This window comes from Lagierella sp. (assembly GCF_029983815.1).
Lineage (GTDB): Bacteria > Bacillota > Clostridia > Tissierellales > Peptoniphilaceae > Mediannikoviicoccus.
The window spans coordinates 20107-38814 of sequence record NZ_JASBYU010000009.1; the positions used below are offsets into that span (position 1 = coordinate 20107).

Annotated in this window: 20 protein-coding genes; 3 read left to right on the plus strand and 17 right to left on the minus strand. The window is 34.5% G+C overall.

Annotated elements, in window-relative coordinates; all coding sequences use genetic code 11:
* Positions 1 to 7: 7 nt before the first annotated feature.
* From Q1K37_RS05010 to brnQ, 5 genes are all read right to left on the minus strand, one after another.
* A complete protein-coding gene (locus tag Q1K37_RS05010; protein ID WP_300410056.1) occupies positions 8 to 664 on the minus strand; it encodes a methionine ABC transporter permease in 657 nt (218 codons plus the stop codon).
* On the minus strand, positions 664 to 1668 hold the full coding sequence (locus tag Q1K37_RS05015; protein WP_300410059.1) for an ATP-binding cassette domain-containing protein: 1005 nt from the start codon (positions 1666 to 1668) through the stop codon (positions 664 to 666). Before Q1K37_RS05015 ends, Q1K37_RS05010 begins: the two co-directional genes overlap by 1 nt.
* Positions 1669 to 1773: 105 nt before the next feature.
* On the minus strand, positions 1774 to 2517 hold the full coding sequence (locus tag Q1K37_RS05020; RefSeq protein WP_300410061.1) for an NAD-dependent protein deacylase: 744 nt from the start codon (positions 2515 to 2517) through the stop codon (positions 1774 to 1776).
* 12 nt (positions 2518 to 2529) lie between these two features.
* Complete coding sequence (locus tag Q1K37_RS05025; RefSeq protein WP_300410063.1) at positions 2530 to 2988, minus strand: NUDIX domain-containing protein; 459 nt, start codon at positions 2986 to 2988, stop codon at positions 2530 to 2532.
* A gap of 100 nt (positions 2989 to 3088) precedes the next feature.
* Complete coding sequence (gene brnQ, locus Q1K37_RS05030; protein WP_300410065.1) at positions 3089 to 4810, minus strand: branched-chain amino acid transport system II carrier protein; 1722 nt, start codon at positions 4808 to 4810, stop codon at positions 3089 to 3091.
* 186 nt (positions 4811 to 4996) lie between these two features.
* Here brnQ and Q1K37_RS05035 point away from each other — a divergent pair, with 186 nt between their 5' ends.
* From Q1K37_RS05035 to Q1K37_RS05045, 3 genes are all read left to right on the plus strand, one after another.
* Positions 4997 to 5392: a DUF4430 domain-containing protein gene (locus Q1K37_RS05035; RefSeq protein WP_300410069.1), complete on the plus strand. Its 396-nt coding sequence runs from the start codon at positions 4997 to 4999 to the stop codon at positions 5390 to 5392.
* Entirely contained in the window at positions 5385 to 5885 is a 501-nt protein-coding gene (locus Q1K37_RS05040; protein ID WP_300410072.1) for a hypothetical protein, read from the plus strand. The genes Q1K37_RS05035 and Q1K37_RS05040 overlap by 8 nt, the downstream gene beginning before the upstream one ends.
* Positions 5886 to 6045: 160 nt before the next feature.
* On the plus strand, positions 6046 to 6483 hold the full coding sequence (locus Q1K37_RS05045) for an Hsp20/alpha crystallin family protein (protein ID WP_300410075.1): 438 nt from the start codon (positions 6046 to 6048) through the stop codon (positions 6481 to 6483).
* Positions 6484 to 6534: 51 nt separating this feature from the next.
* On the opposite strand, the gene Q1K37_RS05050 is transcribed toward Q1K37_RS05045, so the two are convergent.
* From Q1K37_RS05050 to Q1K37_RS05105, 12 genes are all read right to left on the minus strand, one after another.
* Positions 6535 to 7227: a cytochrome c biogenesis CcdA family protein gene (locus tag Q1K37_RS05050; protein ID WP_300410078.1), complete on the minus strand. Its 693-nt coding sequence runs from the start codon at positions 7225 to 7227 to the stop codon at positions 6535 to 6537.
* The gene (locus tag Q1K37_RS05055; RefSeq protein WP_300410080.1) at positions 7227 to 7784 is read right to left on the minus strand and encodes a thioredoxin family protein; all 558 of its coding nucleotides are present in this window, start codon (positions 7782 to 7784) and stop codon (positions 7227 to 7229) included. Before Q1K37_RS05055 ends, Q1K37_RS05050 begins: the two co-directional genes overlap by 1 nt.
* 100 nt (positions 7785 to 7884) lie before the next feature.
* Complete coding sequence (locus Q1K37_RS05060; protein ID WP_300410082.1) at positions 7885 to 8511, minus strand: hypothetical protein; 627 nt, start codon at positions 8509 to 8511, stop codon at positions 7885 to 7887.
* 75 nt (positions 8512 to 8586) lie between these two features.
* Positions 8587 to 9375 (minus strand): hypothetical protein, encoded by a 789-nt coding sequence (locus Q1K37_RS05065; protein ID WP_300410085.1) that lies wholly within the window; start codon positions 9373 to 9375, stop codon positions 8587 to 8589.
* Positions 9376 to 9529: 154 nt separating this feature from the next.
* Positions 9530 to 9982 (minus strand): Fe-S cluster assembly sulfur transfer protein SufU, encoded by a 453-nt coding sequence (gene sufU, locus Q1K37_RS05070; protein ID WP_300410087.1) that lies wholly within the window; start codon positions 9980 to 9982, stop codon positions 9530 to 9532.
* Positions 9972 to 11195, minus strand: coding sequence for a SufS family cysteine desulfurase (locus Q1K37_RS05075; RefSeq protein WP_300410089.1), 1224 nt, complete (start codon positions 11193 to 11195; stop codon positions 9972 to 9974). Before Q1K37_RS05075 ends, sufU begins: the two co-directional genes overlap by 11 nt.
* Positions 11195 to 12253, minus strand: a complete 1059-nt coding sequence (locus Q1K37_RS05080; RefSeq protein WP_300410092.1) for a SufD family Fe-S cluster assembly protein — start codon at positions 12251 to 12253, stop codon at positions 11195 to 11197. Before Q1K37_RS05080 ends, Q1K37_RS05075 begins: the two co-directional genes overlap by 1 nt.
* Positions 12254 to 12262: 9 nt before the next feature.
* Positions 12263 to 13672: a Fe-S cluster assembly protein SufB gene (gene sufB / locus Q1K37_RS05085; protein WP_300410094.1), complete on the minus strand. Its 1410-nt coding sequence runs from the start codon at positions 13670 to 13672 to the stop codon at positions 12263 to 12265.
* On the minus strand, positions 13672 to 14418 hold the full coding sequence (sufC, locus tag Q1K37_RS05090) for a Fe-S cluster assembly ATPase SufC (RefSeq protein ID WP_300410096.1): 747 nt from the start codon (positions 14416 to 14418) through the stop codon (positions 13672 to 13674). The genes sufB and sufC overlap by 1 nt, the downstream gene beginning before the upstream one ends.
* A 148-nt stretch (positions 14419 to 14566) precedes the next feature.
* Positions 14567 to 15889 (minus strand): folylpolyglutamate synthase/dihydrofolate synthase family protein, encoded by a 1323-nt coding sequence (locus Q1K37_RS05095; protein ID WP_300410099.1) that lies wholly within the window; start codon positions 15887 to 15889, stop codon positions 14567 to 14569.
* A 122-nt stretch (positions 15890 to 16011) separates the two neighbouring features.
* Positions 16012 to 17808: an oleate hydratase gene (locus Q1K37_RS05100; protein ID WP_300410101.1), complete on the minus strand. Its 1797-nt coding sequence runs from the start codon at positions 17806 to 17808 to the stop codon at positions 16012 to 16014.
* 183 nt (positions 17809 to 17991) lie between these two features.
* Positions 17992 to 18564, minus strand: coding sequence for a TetR-like C-terminal domain-containing protein (locus Q1K37_RS05105; RefSeq protein ID WP_300410103.1), 573 nt, complete (start codon positions 18562 to 18564; stop codon positions 17992 to 17994).
* Between the last annotated feature and the right edge of the window lie 144 nt (positions 18565 to 18708).

Below are 18708 nucleotides of genomic sequence, written 5' to 3' on the forward strand. Positions count from 1 at the left end.
TCTCCTTTTATTTTTTATTTATTTTTTTGCTTATATAAGTCCCAAGTAGCTGGACTATTTGAACTATTATTATGATTACCACTACAGATATTATAAGTACATCATACATCCTTCTTTGATAGCCATATCTATAGGCCAATTGCCCAAGACCTCCACCACCTAAAATACCTACCATGGCAGAATATCCAATCACATTGATAATAGTCATAGTAATACCTGAAACTATTGCCGGCATGGATTCTGGAATAATTACCTTGCTTATTATTTGCCCATTGGTTGAACCCATGGATTTTGCAGCTTCTATAAGCCCCTTCTCCACACTTAAAAAATAGCCCTCCATCAACCTTGCAACAAAGGGTATGGTTGCGATGGATAAAGAAAGAATCGAAGCCTCAGTCCCTGTAGAACGACCAATAAGAAGCCTTGCCAAAGGTATGACCAATAGGATTAAGATGACAAAGGGAATAGATCTAAATATATTGATTATGGTATCAAGTATTTTGTATAAAGTTGGCATCTCCCTTATTCCATCGGGTCTACTTACAGTAAGAAGTATACCAAGGGGAATACCGATGCCAATAGAAATAATTCCTGTTAAAAGCACCATATATATGGTAGTTAGGGTTTCTGGTGCAACCAAATTGAACAATTCTGAAAAATTCATTATAACACCTCCGCCTTAACGCTCTTTTCTTCTAAATAATCCAAAATCCTGCCTAACTCCTCATTGTCACCTAGCACTTCAACTATCATATAACCCATGGATTCTCCCGTTACAGAATTTATCTTCCCTTGGATCAAGTTGATTTGGGAGTCAAAGCTTCTAATCAAATCCGATATAATTGGTTCCTTAGAAGTTTTTTCATCATAGGACAATCTTAGTAGCTTTCCCTCAGTCTGTGTCTTTTTCCATGATAGGGATTCATCTGGTTCAATAAGATTTTCAATAAAGGATATGGTCCTCTTGTTTTTTGGATTAGTGAAGATCCCCTTCACCGTATTTTCCTCTATTATCTTTCCATTCTCCATTACAGCAACCCTATCGCAAATATCCTTAGCAACTTCCATCTGATGAGTAATCATGATTATCGTGGTGTTTAGCTCCTTTACAATCTTTCTAAATAGCTCGAGAATTTGCTTAGTATTAGCTGGATCCAAAGCTGAAGTTCCCTCATCGCTTAATAAGACCTTCGGCCTCATAGCTATGGCTCTCGCAATGGCCACCCTTTGCTTTTGCCCACCGGATATTTCAGAAGGATAAGCATTTTTCTTTTCCAATAAGTCTACGAATTCCAGAAGCTTTTCAACCCTATTTTTAATCTCAGTCTTAGAAATATTACTGATTTCCAAAGGATATGCTATATTCTCATAGACCGTCTTCTGGTTAAATAGGTTAAAGGACTGAAAGATCATCCCAATTTCCTTTCTTTCTTCCAAAAGCCTTTTACTATCCATAGACGTAATATCCTTGTCGTCGATTATTATAGTGCCTGAGCTTGGTTCTTCAAGCCTATTTAAGCATCTTATAAGCGTAGACTTTCCCGCTCCACTAAGACCGATTATCCCGTAGATTTCCCCAGGTGAAACCCTAAATGAAACATCATCTACAGCTTTGAACTTTTTGTCCCCTATAGAAAATTCTTTAGTCAGGTTTTTTACTTCTATCAAAGTCCTTTCCTCCTTTCAAAACCCTTTTTGAAATTAATAATATGAGTATAGAAAAAAAGACCAGCAAAGTCAACGAAATGCCGGTCTTTTGGGTATACCTATTATTTATAGCTGGATATCAGCCAATTTTTCCATCACAGTTCCAATATCTTCGTAGAACACATAATCCGCTCTACTATCGTAATTTGTCTTAGTCTTATTAATTAAAACTAAGGTGTCGCCAGAGAAGTAATCTATAAATCCTGCAGCAGGATAGACCATCAAAGAAGACCCCCCTACTATTAATATTTCTGCATTTTGAATTAAATTAATCGCTTTAGAGATATTATTATAATCCAAGGGTTCACCATAGAGTACAACATCCGGTCGAACCACTCCCTTACAGTCGGGACACTCTACTTTAAAATCACTATCTCTCATCTGGTCTATGTCAAAGAGCTTCCCACATTTTGTACAATAATAATCCCTTAAATTTCCATGGATCTCTACAACCTCTTTACTTCCTGCCATTTGATGTAAAGAGTCGATATTTTGCGTAATAACACCCTTTAGTTTCCCCATTTTTTCAAGTTTCTCCAGAGCAATATGGCACTTATTGGGTTTTGCTTCATCGTAGATCAGATTGTTCTTTACATAGTCCATAAATTCATCTGGATGCTGGGCGAAAAACTCATGACTTAACATATACTCTGGACTATATCCTTTGTTGTTCTCCTGGTTGTAAAGTCCTGTAGCGGATCTAAAGTCTGGTATGCCCGAAGCTGTGGAAACACCAGCTCCACCAAAAAACACAATATTATTTGACCTCTTTATCCTATCCTTTAATTCCAACAGATTATTTGAAGACATAATATCGACCTCCTAGAAAAATTTAACGCCTTCACTATTATTGTCTGTAAAATAAAAGACAACCTCTTGACTCTTTCCAAGGTACACCTGTAACATTTCGTCCATGGAGGCAGACTTTTCCTTTACATCTATGAACTCTTTTAAGTCCATCCAAAAAAGCCTACCCTCATTACAAGAGTCTATCAACTCTCCACAAAAGTTTTCAGTATAGTACAAATGGGACAATAGCCTTATGTCCGTACTCTTTTCATACCACTGAACAATGCCCTTTAGCTTCAAATCAAAAACATCTAAATTAGTCTCTTCCTTTATTTCCCTTACACATGAATCATAAAGGGATTCCACCTTTTCCACATGACCTCCTGGAAAGGTCAGTCCCTCCCAGCCCTCTTTAATAGGTTTATCTAAAACCAAGACCTTTTCAGTCTTTGGATCATATATCATACACATATTAAGTAAAACAATTTCCATATTATCTCCATATTGATTTAGTTCATAGGAACTTTTAACCCTAAAAGAACCATTCCTCTTATCGAATTCGAAAAAAAGATGGTAGTCTACCATCTTTCAATCATCTATTCTTCATATATCTATTATATTCCACTTGGGTGTAGTATTTCAAATACCTGTCATTTAATAAGACTCCAAGATTAAATAATATTCCCCCTACAATTGAATTCACAAATCCATCATTAGGTAAGAAATAAAGAGCTGCAAAGCCTAGGACCGTACCAAATCTACTCAATATTTGAGCAGGTCTACTCTTTTGTCTTTGCTGTACATAGAAGTTGTCCTTTAAAATCAAATACCTAAATAAGATACTAAGGATAAACACAATAAATCCAAATACAGGGAAAAATGAAAATGCCTCCTTCTTAAAATACTTATAAATGCCTTGGAATAGAAATATAGTTGCAACAATTTGTAAAAATAGGGCAAACCTTCTTAAAAGATGAAGATTCTTTTTCTTTAAAAACCTAACGAATAAAGCAAATACCAGCCCTATAGCAGTAGGAACTATCCATCCAAAGGAAATGCTAAAAAGCGGGATATATCTTAAGGCAAAGCTTAATGCATCTTCAATAAATCTTGTATTCTTCAAGGCCTCTGGTAATACTGAAAAAGCGTCAAAAACAGCTGTAACTCCTGTAAACAACAAAGTTATCCTATAGACGGACATGTCCCAATCAAATAGTGGCGAAATCAACACCAAAATTATAATAACTATGGCAAGGGGATAAAGGAACACCAACACCGGCAAGGATAAATTTATTATCTGAGTCAAACCCACATTGGATATGATAAAGGATATTAGAGCTATTATTATTGCAAAGGCCAAATAACTTACTTTAGGAAATATCTTATTAAACACTTCTGAACAAGCAGTTATAAGTCCCGTAGCGGTTTTTAAACATGCAACTGTAACGATTACTGCCAATAGCAGTTGACCGGATGTGCCCATGAAATACTTTGCAATTTCAGCAAGTGCAAGTCCCCCATTCTCCGATGGTGCCATGACCCCAAGACTTGAGGCCCCCATAAATATAAGGGCAGAGTAGATGATGGACATCAATACTATTGTCACAACCCCCGATTTAATGGTGTATTTTACAATCTCTTTAGGCTGATCTATCCCTAAACTTCTTATAGCGTTTATTACTATTACCGAAAAGGCGAGGGCTGCCAGAACATCCATAGTATTATAACCTTCCACAAAGCCCTTTGAAAAAGGAGCAATACTATATAAATCGGTCACCGCTTGAACACTTGGATTTCCCATAGGTCTAAAAAATGCGAAGATCAATAGAATAGATAGGACCACCAAGAAAATCGGATTTAATACCTTTCCTATATAAGTCATAATCTTATTGGGCTTAAGGGCCAACAATAAGGCAACTAAATAAAAAACAAAAGTAAACGCCAAAAGTATAATACCATGATTATCCCCTGAAATATTGCTACTTAACCCTACTTCAAATGATGTGGTACTTAGTCTAGGGAGGGCAAAGAACGGACCAATTGTCAAATAAAGTGCAATTGTAAAGAAATACCCAAAACCCTTACTTATTTTCTTTGTCATATCTAATAAGTCTTCAGATTTACTGTAACCTACGGCAAGTACACCTAAAAAGGGCATGCCTACAGCAGTGATTAAAAAACCAATTAGAGATGGTACATAGTTACCTCCTGCCAATTGACCCATAAATACAGGAAATATCAAATTGCCTGCGCCAAAAAAGAGTCCAAATAGCATGGAGCCTATTACCAAGTAATTTTTACTTGATTTTTTCAATTTACATTCCTCCTTCTTTCAAAATTTTGAAATTAATTATACTACAAACCGCTGAATTTTCCAATACTTATACTAAAATTCTTTGGATTTTTACAAATAAATTTCAATATTTTATCAACCTTTACAATCTTTTATTAAAATATGCTAAAATATATTTATCATCATTCAAAAAAAGGGGGAATTGTTTTGAAAAAGAAGATTTTATTATTATTTACGATGATTGTACTAGTTTTAGGAGTATCCAGTTGTAGTGAAAAAAACAATGTAGATTCAAGTTCAACAACTGGCGATTATGAATCTAAAGCTACCATCGAACTAGTAGAAGATGGAGAAAAGTTTAAAGAAGAAACTCTAGAATTTAACGAAGACGAAAAGCTTTTGGACATTATGAAAAGAAATTTAGATATCGTCGAAAAAGACGGATTCATTGAATCCATCGAAAAAAAATCCCAAGATCCCGATAAGAACAAGTACTGGCTCTATGAGGTAAATGGAGAGATGGCACAAGTGGGTGCAAATGAGTACAAGCTTAAAGACGGCGACAAGGTCTTATTTAGATTAGAAGAATTGAAAAATGAGTAATAAAAAAATTACTTTTTTGGGTGTGATTGCAGGAGCCACCATTGCCGGAAGAATCTTGATGGCTCCCTTCCCCAATATCCAACCAGTGACTACAATTCTAATATTTGCAACAATTTACATTGGATTTGTAGAAGCGCTTATTTTAAACTTCCTTGTAATCTTTATCTCCAATCTTTACCTTGGCTTTGGACCTTGGACAATATACCAAATTCTTAGCTTTGCAACAATAATACTAATAGCCTTTCTACTAAAAGTTTTTAAAGAGTTTAGACAGTCCCATCTTCTACAAAGTATCTTTTCAATTGTTTCAGGTTTTATCTATGGTTTTATAATTTCCCTATTTACCGCAGCAAGTTTTTCAAAGGCAGATAATTTTTTTATCTACTATCTAAATGGGTTGTACTTTGATTTACTTCACGGACTAGGCAATGGTGTTCTATACTTTTTATTAGTTCCACCACTAAAAAAAGGTTTGGATAGATATTTTAGTTGATTTGACTTTCTTTGACTTTTGTTCTATAATAATTTTAGGGTAAGTTTGCTTCTACCTAAGGCTAAACAGAATTAGAACCGAGAAAAAGTATAATTTTTTATTAGAAACAGGTACAGGTCTAATTTTGATTACAAGAAAAGTTATACAAGGAGTTGATTTAATGTTTAAAAAAATTTCACCAAGAAGAGGAAATCCTTTGAAGGGTCAATTTAACGATTTCTATAATTTTATGGATGATTTTTTCACTGAGAATGTTAACTTATCAGTAAACACAAACTTTAAAGTGGATGTATCAGATTTAGAAGATTCATATTTAGTTGAAGCAGAATTACCTGGATTTACAAAGGACGAAATTAAAGTTCAGTTGAAAAATGGTGAGTTGACTATTACTGCTGAAAAGAAAGAAGAGATAGATGACTCTTCTAAGGACAAGAAGTATGTACACAAGGAAATGAAGTACAGTTCCATGTCTCGTACTTTAAACTTTGAAAATGTGACTAGAGAAAATTTAACAGCTAAATTAAATGATGGTATATTGTCAATCAATCTACCTAAGACCAGCAAAAAAGACAACGACGAATATATAGATATTGAATAATACTAACAGTTTAGGGAGACCATTTCGGCCTCCCTATTTTTATTTCTCCAACTAAAAAGCGTTCCAAAACATATAAAATCCTATGAGTAAAACTAGAAATCCAAGGAACGTATTAAGAACTTTTCCAACTCTAGAATAGGTCCTGCTATTTTTCATTCTTTTAACATATCCCACTGAAGTCCCTGAGAGTATCACCAAAAAACTATGACCAATTGAATACATAAGCATAAGAAAAATCCCCCATAGGATATTTCCAGTTCTAGATAAAATTCCTAGAAGGGCAACTAATACAGGCGTTGAACAGGGAGAAGAGAAAAATCCACCCACCACTCCTGCAATAAAGGCACCTATAGATCCCCGTTTATGATCCTTCAACATAAGCCTTCTTGAGGGAATTATCTCATATATTCCCCATGTCTGTAGAGCCATTAAGATCATTAGTACCCCTAGTATGATATACCAAAGCCTTGAAGTCGTTCCTATTAACATTCCTGCAAAAACCGCAATAATAGACAAACCTACAAAGGTTATAGCCATGCCTATAGCAAAGATTACAGAGTATTTAAAAGCCCTCTTGCTATCTCTTTCCTCCAACCCACTGACATAGGAAATAATTAGAGGTATGGTGGACAGACTGCAGGGCGTCAGTGAAGTTAAAGCCCCTGCTATCAAAGATAGTACAGGAGCTATCCAAGGGTTATCGCCAATGATTAAAGCAAGTTGACTAAGCCAAGAGTTTATCATTATTCTTTTACTCCCATATCCTTGGCGATTTCAAGAAGTTGTTCCTCATTTAAGAAACCTTGATGAATTGTGTAGATATGTTTCTTTGTAACCTTGTGATTATACATTTCAAAGGGAATTTTTTCCTTAATTTCATCACTTGGAACATAAGGTGTGCCATCTGCATTGAATAAAACTTGAGTAGGAATTACTTGAATAGGTACTTCCTTAGCAGCATCCCTATTTAAATCAATATCCACATATTTAACTATTGCTTTACCTTCCATCTTTTCATGAAAGGCTTTATAATGTGGTTCCATCATTCTACACGGTTCACAGGTATCAGATCCATAGTCCACAATTACAGGAAGTTTCTTTTTGGCATATTCTTCAAAGTTTGGAACTTCCGTTTCCAAAAGTTCCGATTTACTTCCAGATTCCCCTGCTATATTTGTACTTTCAACCTTACTGTTTGAAATTGTATCCTTACTATCACTATTCTTTATAAAATACATACCTACAAGCACCGCTACAATTACAATAGGTAAAATTATCTTTAACGTCTTATTGTTTTTCATATAAGCCTCCTAAAATCATAATACCCATATTATAGCATAAATCAACATATTTGAAATCTATTATCAATAGGGAGCAATAGAAAAAGAGGCCAATCAGCCTCTAGTCTCTTTCTAAATATTCAGGAAATTCTTGTACTTCTTGTCTCGTCTCATCTCCTAATAAATCAAGTAAGTTTTTTCTCTGAAGCTTCTTCAACTCTTCTCCTGTTGCAGATGTTGAATCGCTGTAATATTCAGGACCTTTGTTATATTCTTTTACCATAGTGGCTTTACCTAAAAAGTTACTTAACTGATCAAAACCATAATAGTTTATTACTTTAATCCCTTCATCAGTTTCCTTAAATACAAGTCTAATCTTATTTATCTCATCTAAATTTTTATATAGTTTTACAGAAGCATCATATATAAACTCGTTACTACCTTTACTTATCTTTTCGTCAAAAACTTTAGGGTCTTGAACTAAATCACTTAAATTCAATTTAGAATAAATTTCAGATGACTTTTGCCTAATATACATCTCCTTATTAAACATTTCATTATCCTCAATCAAATACTTATCATACAATTCTTTGTAATCATATCCACCATCGCCGAGTATGTATTTAGACACAAAGTCATGTCCAAAGGTCTTAGCTTCTTCATCCGAAATTTTTGTTTTTCCATTATCACATCCCACTACCAAAATTAGTAGTGAGGATATTGCCAATATTTTTAATAGCTTTATCATTTTTTCTCCTTTAAAAGTAAATAAGAGGGTGGATTTTAATACTTAACTAATTTTTTCTTCTTAAAAGGTATTATCTTAATTTAAATTCATAGCTGGTGGAGCTACTAATTCCTCCCTTATATTAGCAAGGTTTTCTAACTGTGTATTTTTCAATTCTTCAATTGAAGTATATGTTTTTTCTTTTACCTCTCCCTCAGTTTCATCACTGCTTCTCTTTGGACTTATACCATTAGGCTCTAAAGCATTTAGATAGTACTCTGTCTTAGAGCTTGCCTTCTTGAAACTTTTAAAAGCTTCTTCCTTTAGAGGCTTAGCTTCTTCTAAACCCTTATTTAACCTTGAAGAAATCCCGTCATTCAGGCCGAATAAGTCAGTTATATATAACCTTCCACTCTCATCTTCAACGGTTACCATAACTTGTCGAGCCATCCCCTGAGGCGTTCTTTCTGGGTCTTTAGAATCATTCTTATATTCTGAAGTATCCCAAGACTCATCAAAGGCCAATTCAACTCTATAGATATTTCCCAGTTTTTCTTTTAATTCCACTTTTTGAAATTCATGTTCAAAAAGTGTTATTTCAAGTCCATCTTCCTTAAAGTCTCTAACAGTGGAATGATCAACTGCATTTCTAACTTCCATTTCTGTATTGAAAAGCTCATTGTCTGGTTTTAAATACTTTTCTGAAAGTTCATTAAAACCCATAGGCCTTAAAGATTTATAGGTCTTATCTACGAAATCCTTTGCAAAATCTAAAACTTCACTTTCTTTGGCCTTAAATTCCTTTTGATTTTCTTGTGCTGATACTAGATTTCCAAAGGGAATGAGTAAACTTAAGGTTAGCAAGATTGTAATAACTTTTTTCAATTCAATCCTTTCTACCACCCTCTCTTTTATTTTACAAAATTAAAATATAAAAAGATAGTACTTAAAACAATCTTAAGAATTTTGTAATAATCTATAATTATATACACCATACTTCTAGTCAAAAAAAGAGACACCAACTGGTATCTCTCTAATATTATTCATTCTCTTTAAGCGACTTGCCTTCGTCTATTGCATTTTTTAACGTATGCCAAGCCAAAACTGCACATTTCACTCTGGCAGGCATGGTGGATATATTTTTAAAGACATATCCCTCTTCAAGCTCTTCTTCCAATTTTTCGTCGTCTTTTTCTTCTCCTCTAATCATATTGATAAAGAGATCAAGTTTTTTATAAGCTTCTTCTACTGTAAGCCCCCTAATCTGGTCACACATTATGGATGTTGAAGCCTGACTAATGGCACAACCAATGCCGGTGTAGGCAGCATCTTTTATGATACCATCTTCAATATCGAGTCTAAGAGTTATATCGTCCCCACAACTCGGGTTATGGCCTCTCTCTTCTAATGTATAGGGATCTAGCTCTCTCTTATTGCTCTTGTCCTGACTATGTTCCAGAATTACCTCTGAATAAAGTTCATTAAGATCCAAAGCCCATTACCCCCCTTACGGTTTTTAGTTTTTCTATAAAGTATTCTGCCTCTTCCAAGTCGTTATAAAAGTAGGGACTGACCCTGTTGGAGGCAGGTATTCCAAGATATTTTCCTAGTGGCTGTGCACAGTGGTGTCCACTTCTTATGGATATTCCATATGAATCGAGTATTGTTGCAACATCATGGGGGTGAACATCATCTATGGTAAAGGATATTACCCCTTCTCTTTTGGAGAAGTCCTTTGTACCAATTATATTCACATGATCTATTTTATCCATTTCTGTAACTAGATATCTCATCATTTCTTCATTTACCTTTGCTATAAATTCATACCCAACTTTATTCATATAGTCGATGGCAGCTTTTAGAGAAACGGCACCTTCTACATTTTGAGTTCCCGCTTCAAATTTTGTAGCTCCTGAGGCAAATGTCGTACTTTGCTCCTCCACATACTCTATCATATCTCCCCCTAAAATAAAGGGATCCATTTTATCCAATAATTCTCTTTTTCCATACAGTACACCAATTCCCATGGAAGAAAGCATCTTGTGGCCTGAGAATGTATAAAAATCACAGTCCATCTTACTTACATCCACTGGTAGGTGAGGCACTCCTTGAGCACCATCCATAACTGTAATGGCTCCTACATTTTTTGCCCTAGAGATAAACTCCTCTACGGGGGAAACAGTTCCTAAAACATTTGATACATGATTAAATGCGACAATCTTTGTATTTTCATCGATCTTGTCAAAGTCCTCTTTGATATATTCTCCAGTTTCTTTATCTATATAGATATATTCTAAAGTCGCTCCTGTAACTCTACAAACCCTTTGCCAAGGAACTATATTAGAGTGATGTTCCGCAATGGTTACAACTATCTTATCCCCTGGTTTTAGAAATTTTTCGCCGTAGGACCTGGCAATTAAATTTAACGCTTCAGAACCATTCTTACAATATATGATACTGTCCACACTGTCAGCATTGATAAATTTTTTTACCGCTTCCTTTGATTCGTCATACTCCCTTGTGGCATCAATGGATAATATATGAGCAGCTCTATGGGGATTGCCGTTATAGTTAGAATTATATTCCTCCACAGCCTTCATAACTTGAACCGGTCTTTGTGCAGTTGCCGCGTTGTCAAAGTAGACTATTGATCTGCCTTTTACCTGTCTATTTAAAATTGGAAAATCCTTTCTAAACTTATTCATTAAATCATCTCCAATTTTTCATCTAGGGATTTTATGATAAAATCTCTTAATTCTTCATTTGCTATCATGTCGATAATGCTGCTGAAGGAACCTTGAACTATCATCTTCTTAGCTTCTTTTTCAGAAAATCCTCTACTCATGATATAAAACAAGATAGAAGGGTCAACCTGTCCTGCTGATGCAGCATGATTTCCTGCTACATCATCTTCCCCTGCCAATAGTATTGGGATAGCAAAGGATTTGACCTTATCATTTAAGAGAATAACATTTTCTTCTTCGTCTCCTTCAGATCCAGAACAACCCTTTACAAAGTCTAAGGTTCCTCTAAAATACTTCTTTGCATTATCCTTTAAAGCTCCCCTAACTTGGTAATTACCAATAGCTCTCTTACCAAAGAATCTAATATTATTATAAAGATCAGTAAGGGATTTACCCTCCCCTATATAGATACAGTTAATCTCAGCTTTTGAGTCATCTCCCTTTAGATCAGATACATAATGATATAGGGACTCCTGTCCATCTAGGTCAACAATCAAGTAGTTTAACTGACTATTTTCTTCAAGTTTAGTATATCTATGTTCAATATGTCTTTTATTGCTTTGTCTTTGTACTTTTGTGATGTTAATAGTTGAATTCTTTTCTCCGTATACCCTGGTCAAAAAGTTGGTATAGCCCTCTTCTTCCTCTCCATTAAAGTCCAAAGTTAAATTTATAGTACTTCCTTCGAAAGCGTATACGGAAAGGTCGCCTAAAAGGGTTTTATTGGCATCGTCTAGAGAAAAATCCAAGTAAACATCAACATTGGAATTTTCTTTTGCAATTAGGAATTTTTTAAAATTTGCCCCCTCCATTACTTCTTTTAGAGACTCTTTACTTGCTCCAACAAAGTCTTCAGAAAGGGTAATTTCTTTTTCCCAACTGTCCTTAAAAAACTCCTCACCCCTTTTAATGGGATTTAATCTATATTCTTTAAATTCTGTATTGACGTCTTCAAGACTTACAGAATTGGCTTTTGTCCATCTAAAAGTTAAGACTGGAAGTTCGTTATATACTGTCATTTTTCCCTCCTAACCTATGGTTCCCTTAAGTTCTAAGTTGATTAAATTGTTCATCTCAACGGAATATTCAAGAGGTAACGCTTTGGAAACAGGCTCCACAAATCCTCGTACAACCATGGATTTTGCCTCATCTTCTGAAATTCCCCTACTCATTAAATAGAATATGGTCTCGTCGGAAATACGTCCAATCTTTGCCTCATGTCCGATGTCCACATCATCATTTTCAATGATAATTGCAGGTATTGTGTCCGCCCTTGAGTCATTGTCAAGCATCAAGGACTCACAATTTGTAGTAGCTTTAGAACCATAGGCATTTTTTCCTATATGGAGTAGTCCTCTATAGATTGCGTTTCCTCCACCCTTTGAGATGGATTTTGTATTTACATTTGAAGTGGTATTAGGCGCAGCATGAACCACCTTTGTTCCCGTATCAAGCTCCTGCTCTCCAGTTGCAAAGGTAACACCAGTAAATTCACTGTGGGCATTTTCTCCTCTTAAAATACTCATCGGATATAGATATGAAACTCTAGATCCAAAGGATCCACTAACCCACTCTATAGTTGCATCCTTGTCCACAACAGCACGTTTTGTATTTAAGTTATACATATTCTTAGACCAGTTTTCAATGGTGGAATACCTTAGGTATGCTCCTTCTTTAACATGAAGCTCAACAGCTCCAGCGTGTAGATTGTTTACATTGTATTTTGGAGCGGAACATCCTTCAATAAAGTGACACCAACCGCCTTTTTCTACAATTATCAAAGTATGTTCAAACTGACCAGTCCCTGGTGCGTTTTGTCTGAAATAGGACTGTATAGGAATGTCAACATGAACACCTTCTGGTACATATACAAAGGATCCTCCTGACCATACTGCTCCATGTAAGGCTGCAAATCTATGATCTGATGGTGGGATCAACTTCATAAAATACTCTTTCACTATTTCAGGATACTCTCTTACTGCAGTGTCAAAATCCGTATATATTACACCTTGTTTGGTTAAATTTTCCTGAATACTATGATATACGACTTCAGAGTCATATTGAGCACCCACTCCAGCAAGGGACTTTTGATCCGCCTCTACTAGTCCCAATTCGTCAAAGGTATTTTTGATATCCTCTGGAACATCTTCCCAGCTATAGTTTAAGTCAGAATCAGGTCGTACATAGGTCACGATATCATCCACATTTAAATCGGAAATATCCGCACCCCATGTTGGATTTTCTAACTTTTTATAAATTTCCAAGGATTTTAGTCTAAAATCCAACATCCACTGAGGTTCATTTTTCTGAGCTGAAATTTCCCTAATAATGTCTTCATTGAGGCCCGCCCTGGTCTTATATTTAAATTTAAATTCATTTTTCTTATCAAATAGACCTCTATCTATATTGTCTATCTGAGTTCTTTCTCTCTGTGACATTAAATCACGTCCTTCTTATAGGCATCAAATCCATTTTTGTCGATGTCGTGGGCAATTGACATATCACCACTCTTGACTATTTGTCCATCTACAAAAACATGAACATAATCTGGCGAAATCTTCTCCAATAGTCTAATTTGATGAGTTATGATAACTATAGCGTTATTTTCATTGTGAAAGTCATTTACACCCTTAGACACTATTCTAATGGCATCCACATCTAGTCCTGAATCAGTTTCATCAAGAAAAGCTAAAGTCGGGTTTAGAACCTTCAACTGAAGTATTTCATTTTTCTTTCTCTCTCCTCCAGAAAAGCCTACATTTAAATATCTTTGAGCATAAGCTGGATTTATTTCCAAGCTTTCCATATGGGATTTCAATTCCTTATTAAAAGCAAATATCTTTTGTTTTTCCCCAGTAATCTGGGTCTTTGCAGTCTTTAAAAAGTTTTCCACAGAAATTCCAGGAACTTCAATAGGAGCTTGGAAGGACATAAAGATACCCTTTCTAGCCCTTTCATCTACGGGAACATCATTTATCAATTCTCCATTATAGAAGATACTTCCTTCGTTGATTTCGAATTTTTGATTTCCCATTATACAATTTGCAAAAGTTGTCTTTCCAGCACCATTAGGTCCCATAAAGACATGAATCTCTCCAGCATTTATAGTTAAATCAATTCCCTTAAGAATTTGATTGTCTTCTACCTTAGCATGTAAATTTTCTACTTTTAGTAGCTCTTTCATCTTTACCCCCTATTGTATCCTACCTCTTTAGTAGGTTATAAAATCAAAACTATCTATAAGTTTCCTCAATTTAATATTATAGTACATTTTAACAAATTTAAAAAGGCATAAAGGGTATTTTTGCCTATTTTTCAAATCCTATATGCCTTTATGACAATAAATACCCTCTTATCTTGGAAATAAGATACAATGACCCAGTGACAAGAACATAATTGTCATCATCACTTTCCTCTATAGCTTTTTGTAAAGCCTTTATAGGGTTGGAAACGCAATGTATCCTATCATCTTTATATTTACTTAAACTTTGAAAGGCCTCTTCCACTTTAAGTTGTCTTTCAGCAAAAGGCACTTGTGTTAAATATATAGAACAATCTAATGTTGATAATTTTTTAAAAATCGGTTCATATTCTTTATCTTTGAGAATTCCCACCACCAAATTAAACCCTGGTGATATATTATTCTTTACAAATTTAATAAAGCCGTCCATCCCATCTTGATTATGGGCACCATCTAAGAGTATCTTCTTACCCATATAATCTATCCATTCCAGCCTGCCGGGAATAAAGGCTTTACGAAGGCCTCTTTTTATATCCTCATTATCTATATTTATCTTATATTCCTCTTTTAGAATTTTTGATGCCTCTATTGCCATAACCGAATTATATATTTGATTTTCGCCGATTAATTTAATAGTGATATCCTCTAAATTCTTGTAGGAATAGTTAGATCCATCAATACCTATTTTTTTATCCTCGATAAAAGTAAAATCCGGTTTAAAAACTTTACCATTCTTCTCTTTAACCTTTGACTCAATGACCTTTGTGGCTTCCCTTGGTATAGGGTATTCCAGTACCAAATCCCCTTTTTGGATTATCCCAGACTTCTCCAGAGCTATTTCACTTATGCTATTTCCAAGAATACCCAAATGATCCAACCCTATATGGGTTATGATATTGAGTAGCTTTTTAGAAAACACATTTGTACTATCCAATCTCCCACCAAGACCTACTTCAAAAATTGCAATATCAATATCTTCATCTTTGAAATACTCTATGGCAATTATTGTAGAAGCTTCAAAAAACGATAGAAAATTGTCTACGTCAAAAAATCTCCTCCAACTATTTAAAATCTCCAATAGTCTTTTTGTAAATTCCTCATAGGATATAAATTTATCTCCAATCTTAATGGCGTCATTGTCAGAAATAATAGAAGGACTTGAAAAAAAGCCAACATTTATTCCCGCTTCTTCCAAAATGGACTTAAGAAAAGTTCCAGTAGACCCTTTCCCGTTGGTACCACCTATATGAATCACCTTTAAATCATCTTGAGGATTGCCTTTAAAATCCAAGTAAGCCTTCACCCTGTCTAAGGATAGGTCCATATTTTGCCTTGGCCAGTTTTTTTTGATTTCTAAAAATTTTTCTTCCCAGGAATCCAAATTATCCAATGTCATTTCAAAAATATCTTTCATTTCCGCTCTCTCTTTTGCTCTGATATAAAGTCTTATAAATCCAATTCTTTACTATTACTAACGAAATAAATTATAACATAAAAAACAAGTGCTTATAAAACGCGAGCACTTGTTTTCTTTAGCTAAATTATATTATATTCATCTAGCATTTCTTCAATTTCTGTATCACTTATCTTCTTTGCAATAATGGCCTTTTTTGCAAGGGAAAGATTTATCTTTGGCCTTTGTCCATCATTTAATGCACTTAATCCAGCTAAAAGATATCTAATATCATATCTTGAAGCAAATACCTCTGGAACAGCCTTTTGCACTCCAGTTAAAACATAAACCGCTTCCATGGCAGTCCTTGCGGAGAACTCTGTAGTAAAGACGGTATCTCTTCCTGGTTTATCTAAAGTTTCTACAAATTGACCTAGGAATGAAAAGTTAACTGCATCCTTAGGAACAACATATGGTCTATCCCCAAAACTCCTTGGCATAAATTGTGAAGTAATAAAAGGCATGAACACAGGAATCGTGCTAGTATCTTTTACCAACTCCACTATCTTGGTCTCAGGTACTCCAATATGATATAACCATTCCTTGGCTATTTCTTCTCCAGTACAATCCACCATGTTCTTTTTCACGTAGTTTCCTGGTTTATCTGTAAATAAAGAATATACCCAAACTTCAATTTCATCTTCAGGTTGTTCAATATATTGCCCTTGTCTATTTATGGTCCAACTCAACAACCAATTAGAGTCCTTGACAGTTACAATACCTCCAGTTACCACCTTTCCACCATAAGGTGTTCTTCTAGTAATTTTTTGAATATATTCAGCAATTTCCTTGCTCTTCACTGTAATTGTAGCGGACTCCCAATTTGTCTTTTCAACATTATCACAAAACACTTCTGGTCTACCAAATTCTTCAGATTTTTTAGAAATATTTCTCCATAATCTAAAATTCCCCTCTAAGTTTTCATTTACATCTACCGGTTTATCATTAGTACCATAAGCTGAAGATTCTACAATTGACGCCGTAGTTACAAAAATCAAATCATCTTCTGTCAATTTAATTGATTTATCCTCACCAGTATTAGCATCCTTTGCAACTATCTTGGTCGCAACTTTTTTATTGTCACTTAAATCAAATTCAATGTCATAAACATCGGTAGAATATTCTGTTTTAACACCCTTCTCCTTCAACCAATTCATCATAGGGATTACTATTGACTCGTATTGATCATATCTTGTAAATTGTAAAGCAGATAAATCAGGTAAACCTCCTACATGGTGTATAAACCTATTAATATATAATTTAAGCTCCAATACACTATGCCAGTTTTCAAATGCGAACATAGATCTATAATATGTCCAAAAATCACTTTCTAGAAATTCTTCTGACATAATCTCTTCAACCGAAATGCCTTGCAGCTTTTCATCAGGAGTTAGTTGAAGATGAGCAATCTCTTGAATCACCTCTTGAGAAAGATTAAACTTAGCATTATCATACCTATGACCTTGCTTTTCTGTAATTCTACAATTACTATAGTTAGGGTCATCAAGATTTGTATAGTATAGATTATCAAGAATACTCATATTAGGATCTTCCCTTGAAGGAATTACACTTAACAAGTCCCATAGAACTTCAAAGTGATGACCCATTTCTCTTCCGCCCCTTGCAACATATCCAAAGTTGTCTAAGACCTTACCATCTAAAGCGCCTCCAGGAACTTCATCCTTTTCCAAGAAAATAATCTTTGAAGGGTCCATCTTTGCATCTTTGATAAGAAATCCAGCCGCACACAGCCCTCCAAGATCAGCACCTATAATATATGCCTTCTTATCTTCAATTCCACTAGGCTTTCTAGAGTTTACTAGTCTGTTATAATCTCCATTACAAAGTCTAAGTCTACTATCATAAGTTTTGAAATCCATAATATTACCTCCTTGTATATTTGATATCATCTGATATCTTAATTAGATAGTAACATGGAGGTAATTTCGTTTAAATGGATATCGTTTCCCTCTTGTTAAATGATTAAATCATCAAAATAAAATGTTTGAATTTCAGGTATTATTTTAAAAAGGCCAAAGTATTAAACATTCAAAAATATTTAACTAAAAACTATCCCCCTCACTAATGCGTAAGGATCTTTCGATATTTCCTTCAAAAAGCTTTCCAAGACGATTTATATATTCCTGAGGGTCGTCCTTTAAACCCTCTTCTATCCAGTGATTTAAAAAACCGATTAATGCAAATTGATAGAAGCTTCTGATTAGTTTAATGTCTTCTTCCTTTGGTTTTATATTTTTTATTTTACATTCATTTTCTATAAACTTGTCCATAACCCTTCCACAGGTTTCATATAGATAATTATCGATATACTGTTGGTCAATGGATCTAAAGATGTTTAAAGTGGCTTTTTTATTCTCCAATATAAAGGAGATTGCAAGAATAAAACTTTCCTCCCAGGATAGAGTATTATTAAATTCTTCATCTAACTTAATAAGCTCATCATTTAAAATCTCTCGAACTAGCATGTAGATATCCTCATAGTGATAGTAAAAAGTATTCCTATTTATTTCACAGTTCTGAGAAAGTTCATCTATTGTAATATTTTTTAAAGGTCTCTTTGAAACAAGTTTTATAAATTCTTTTTTTATCAATTCCTTTGTGTACTGCTTCGCCATATTTTCACCCTTTCTATCTACTAATAATTTTTTAAAAATCTTATCTCTATTAGCACTTGAATTTTCTAATCCTTTTTATTATACCCTAAAGATCAGAACCAGCCTATCTCCCAGATAGTCCCAGTAATTCAATTTAAAATTTCA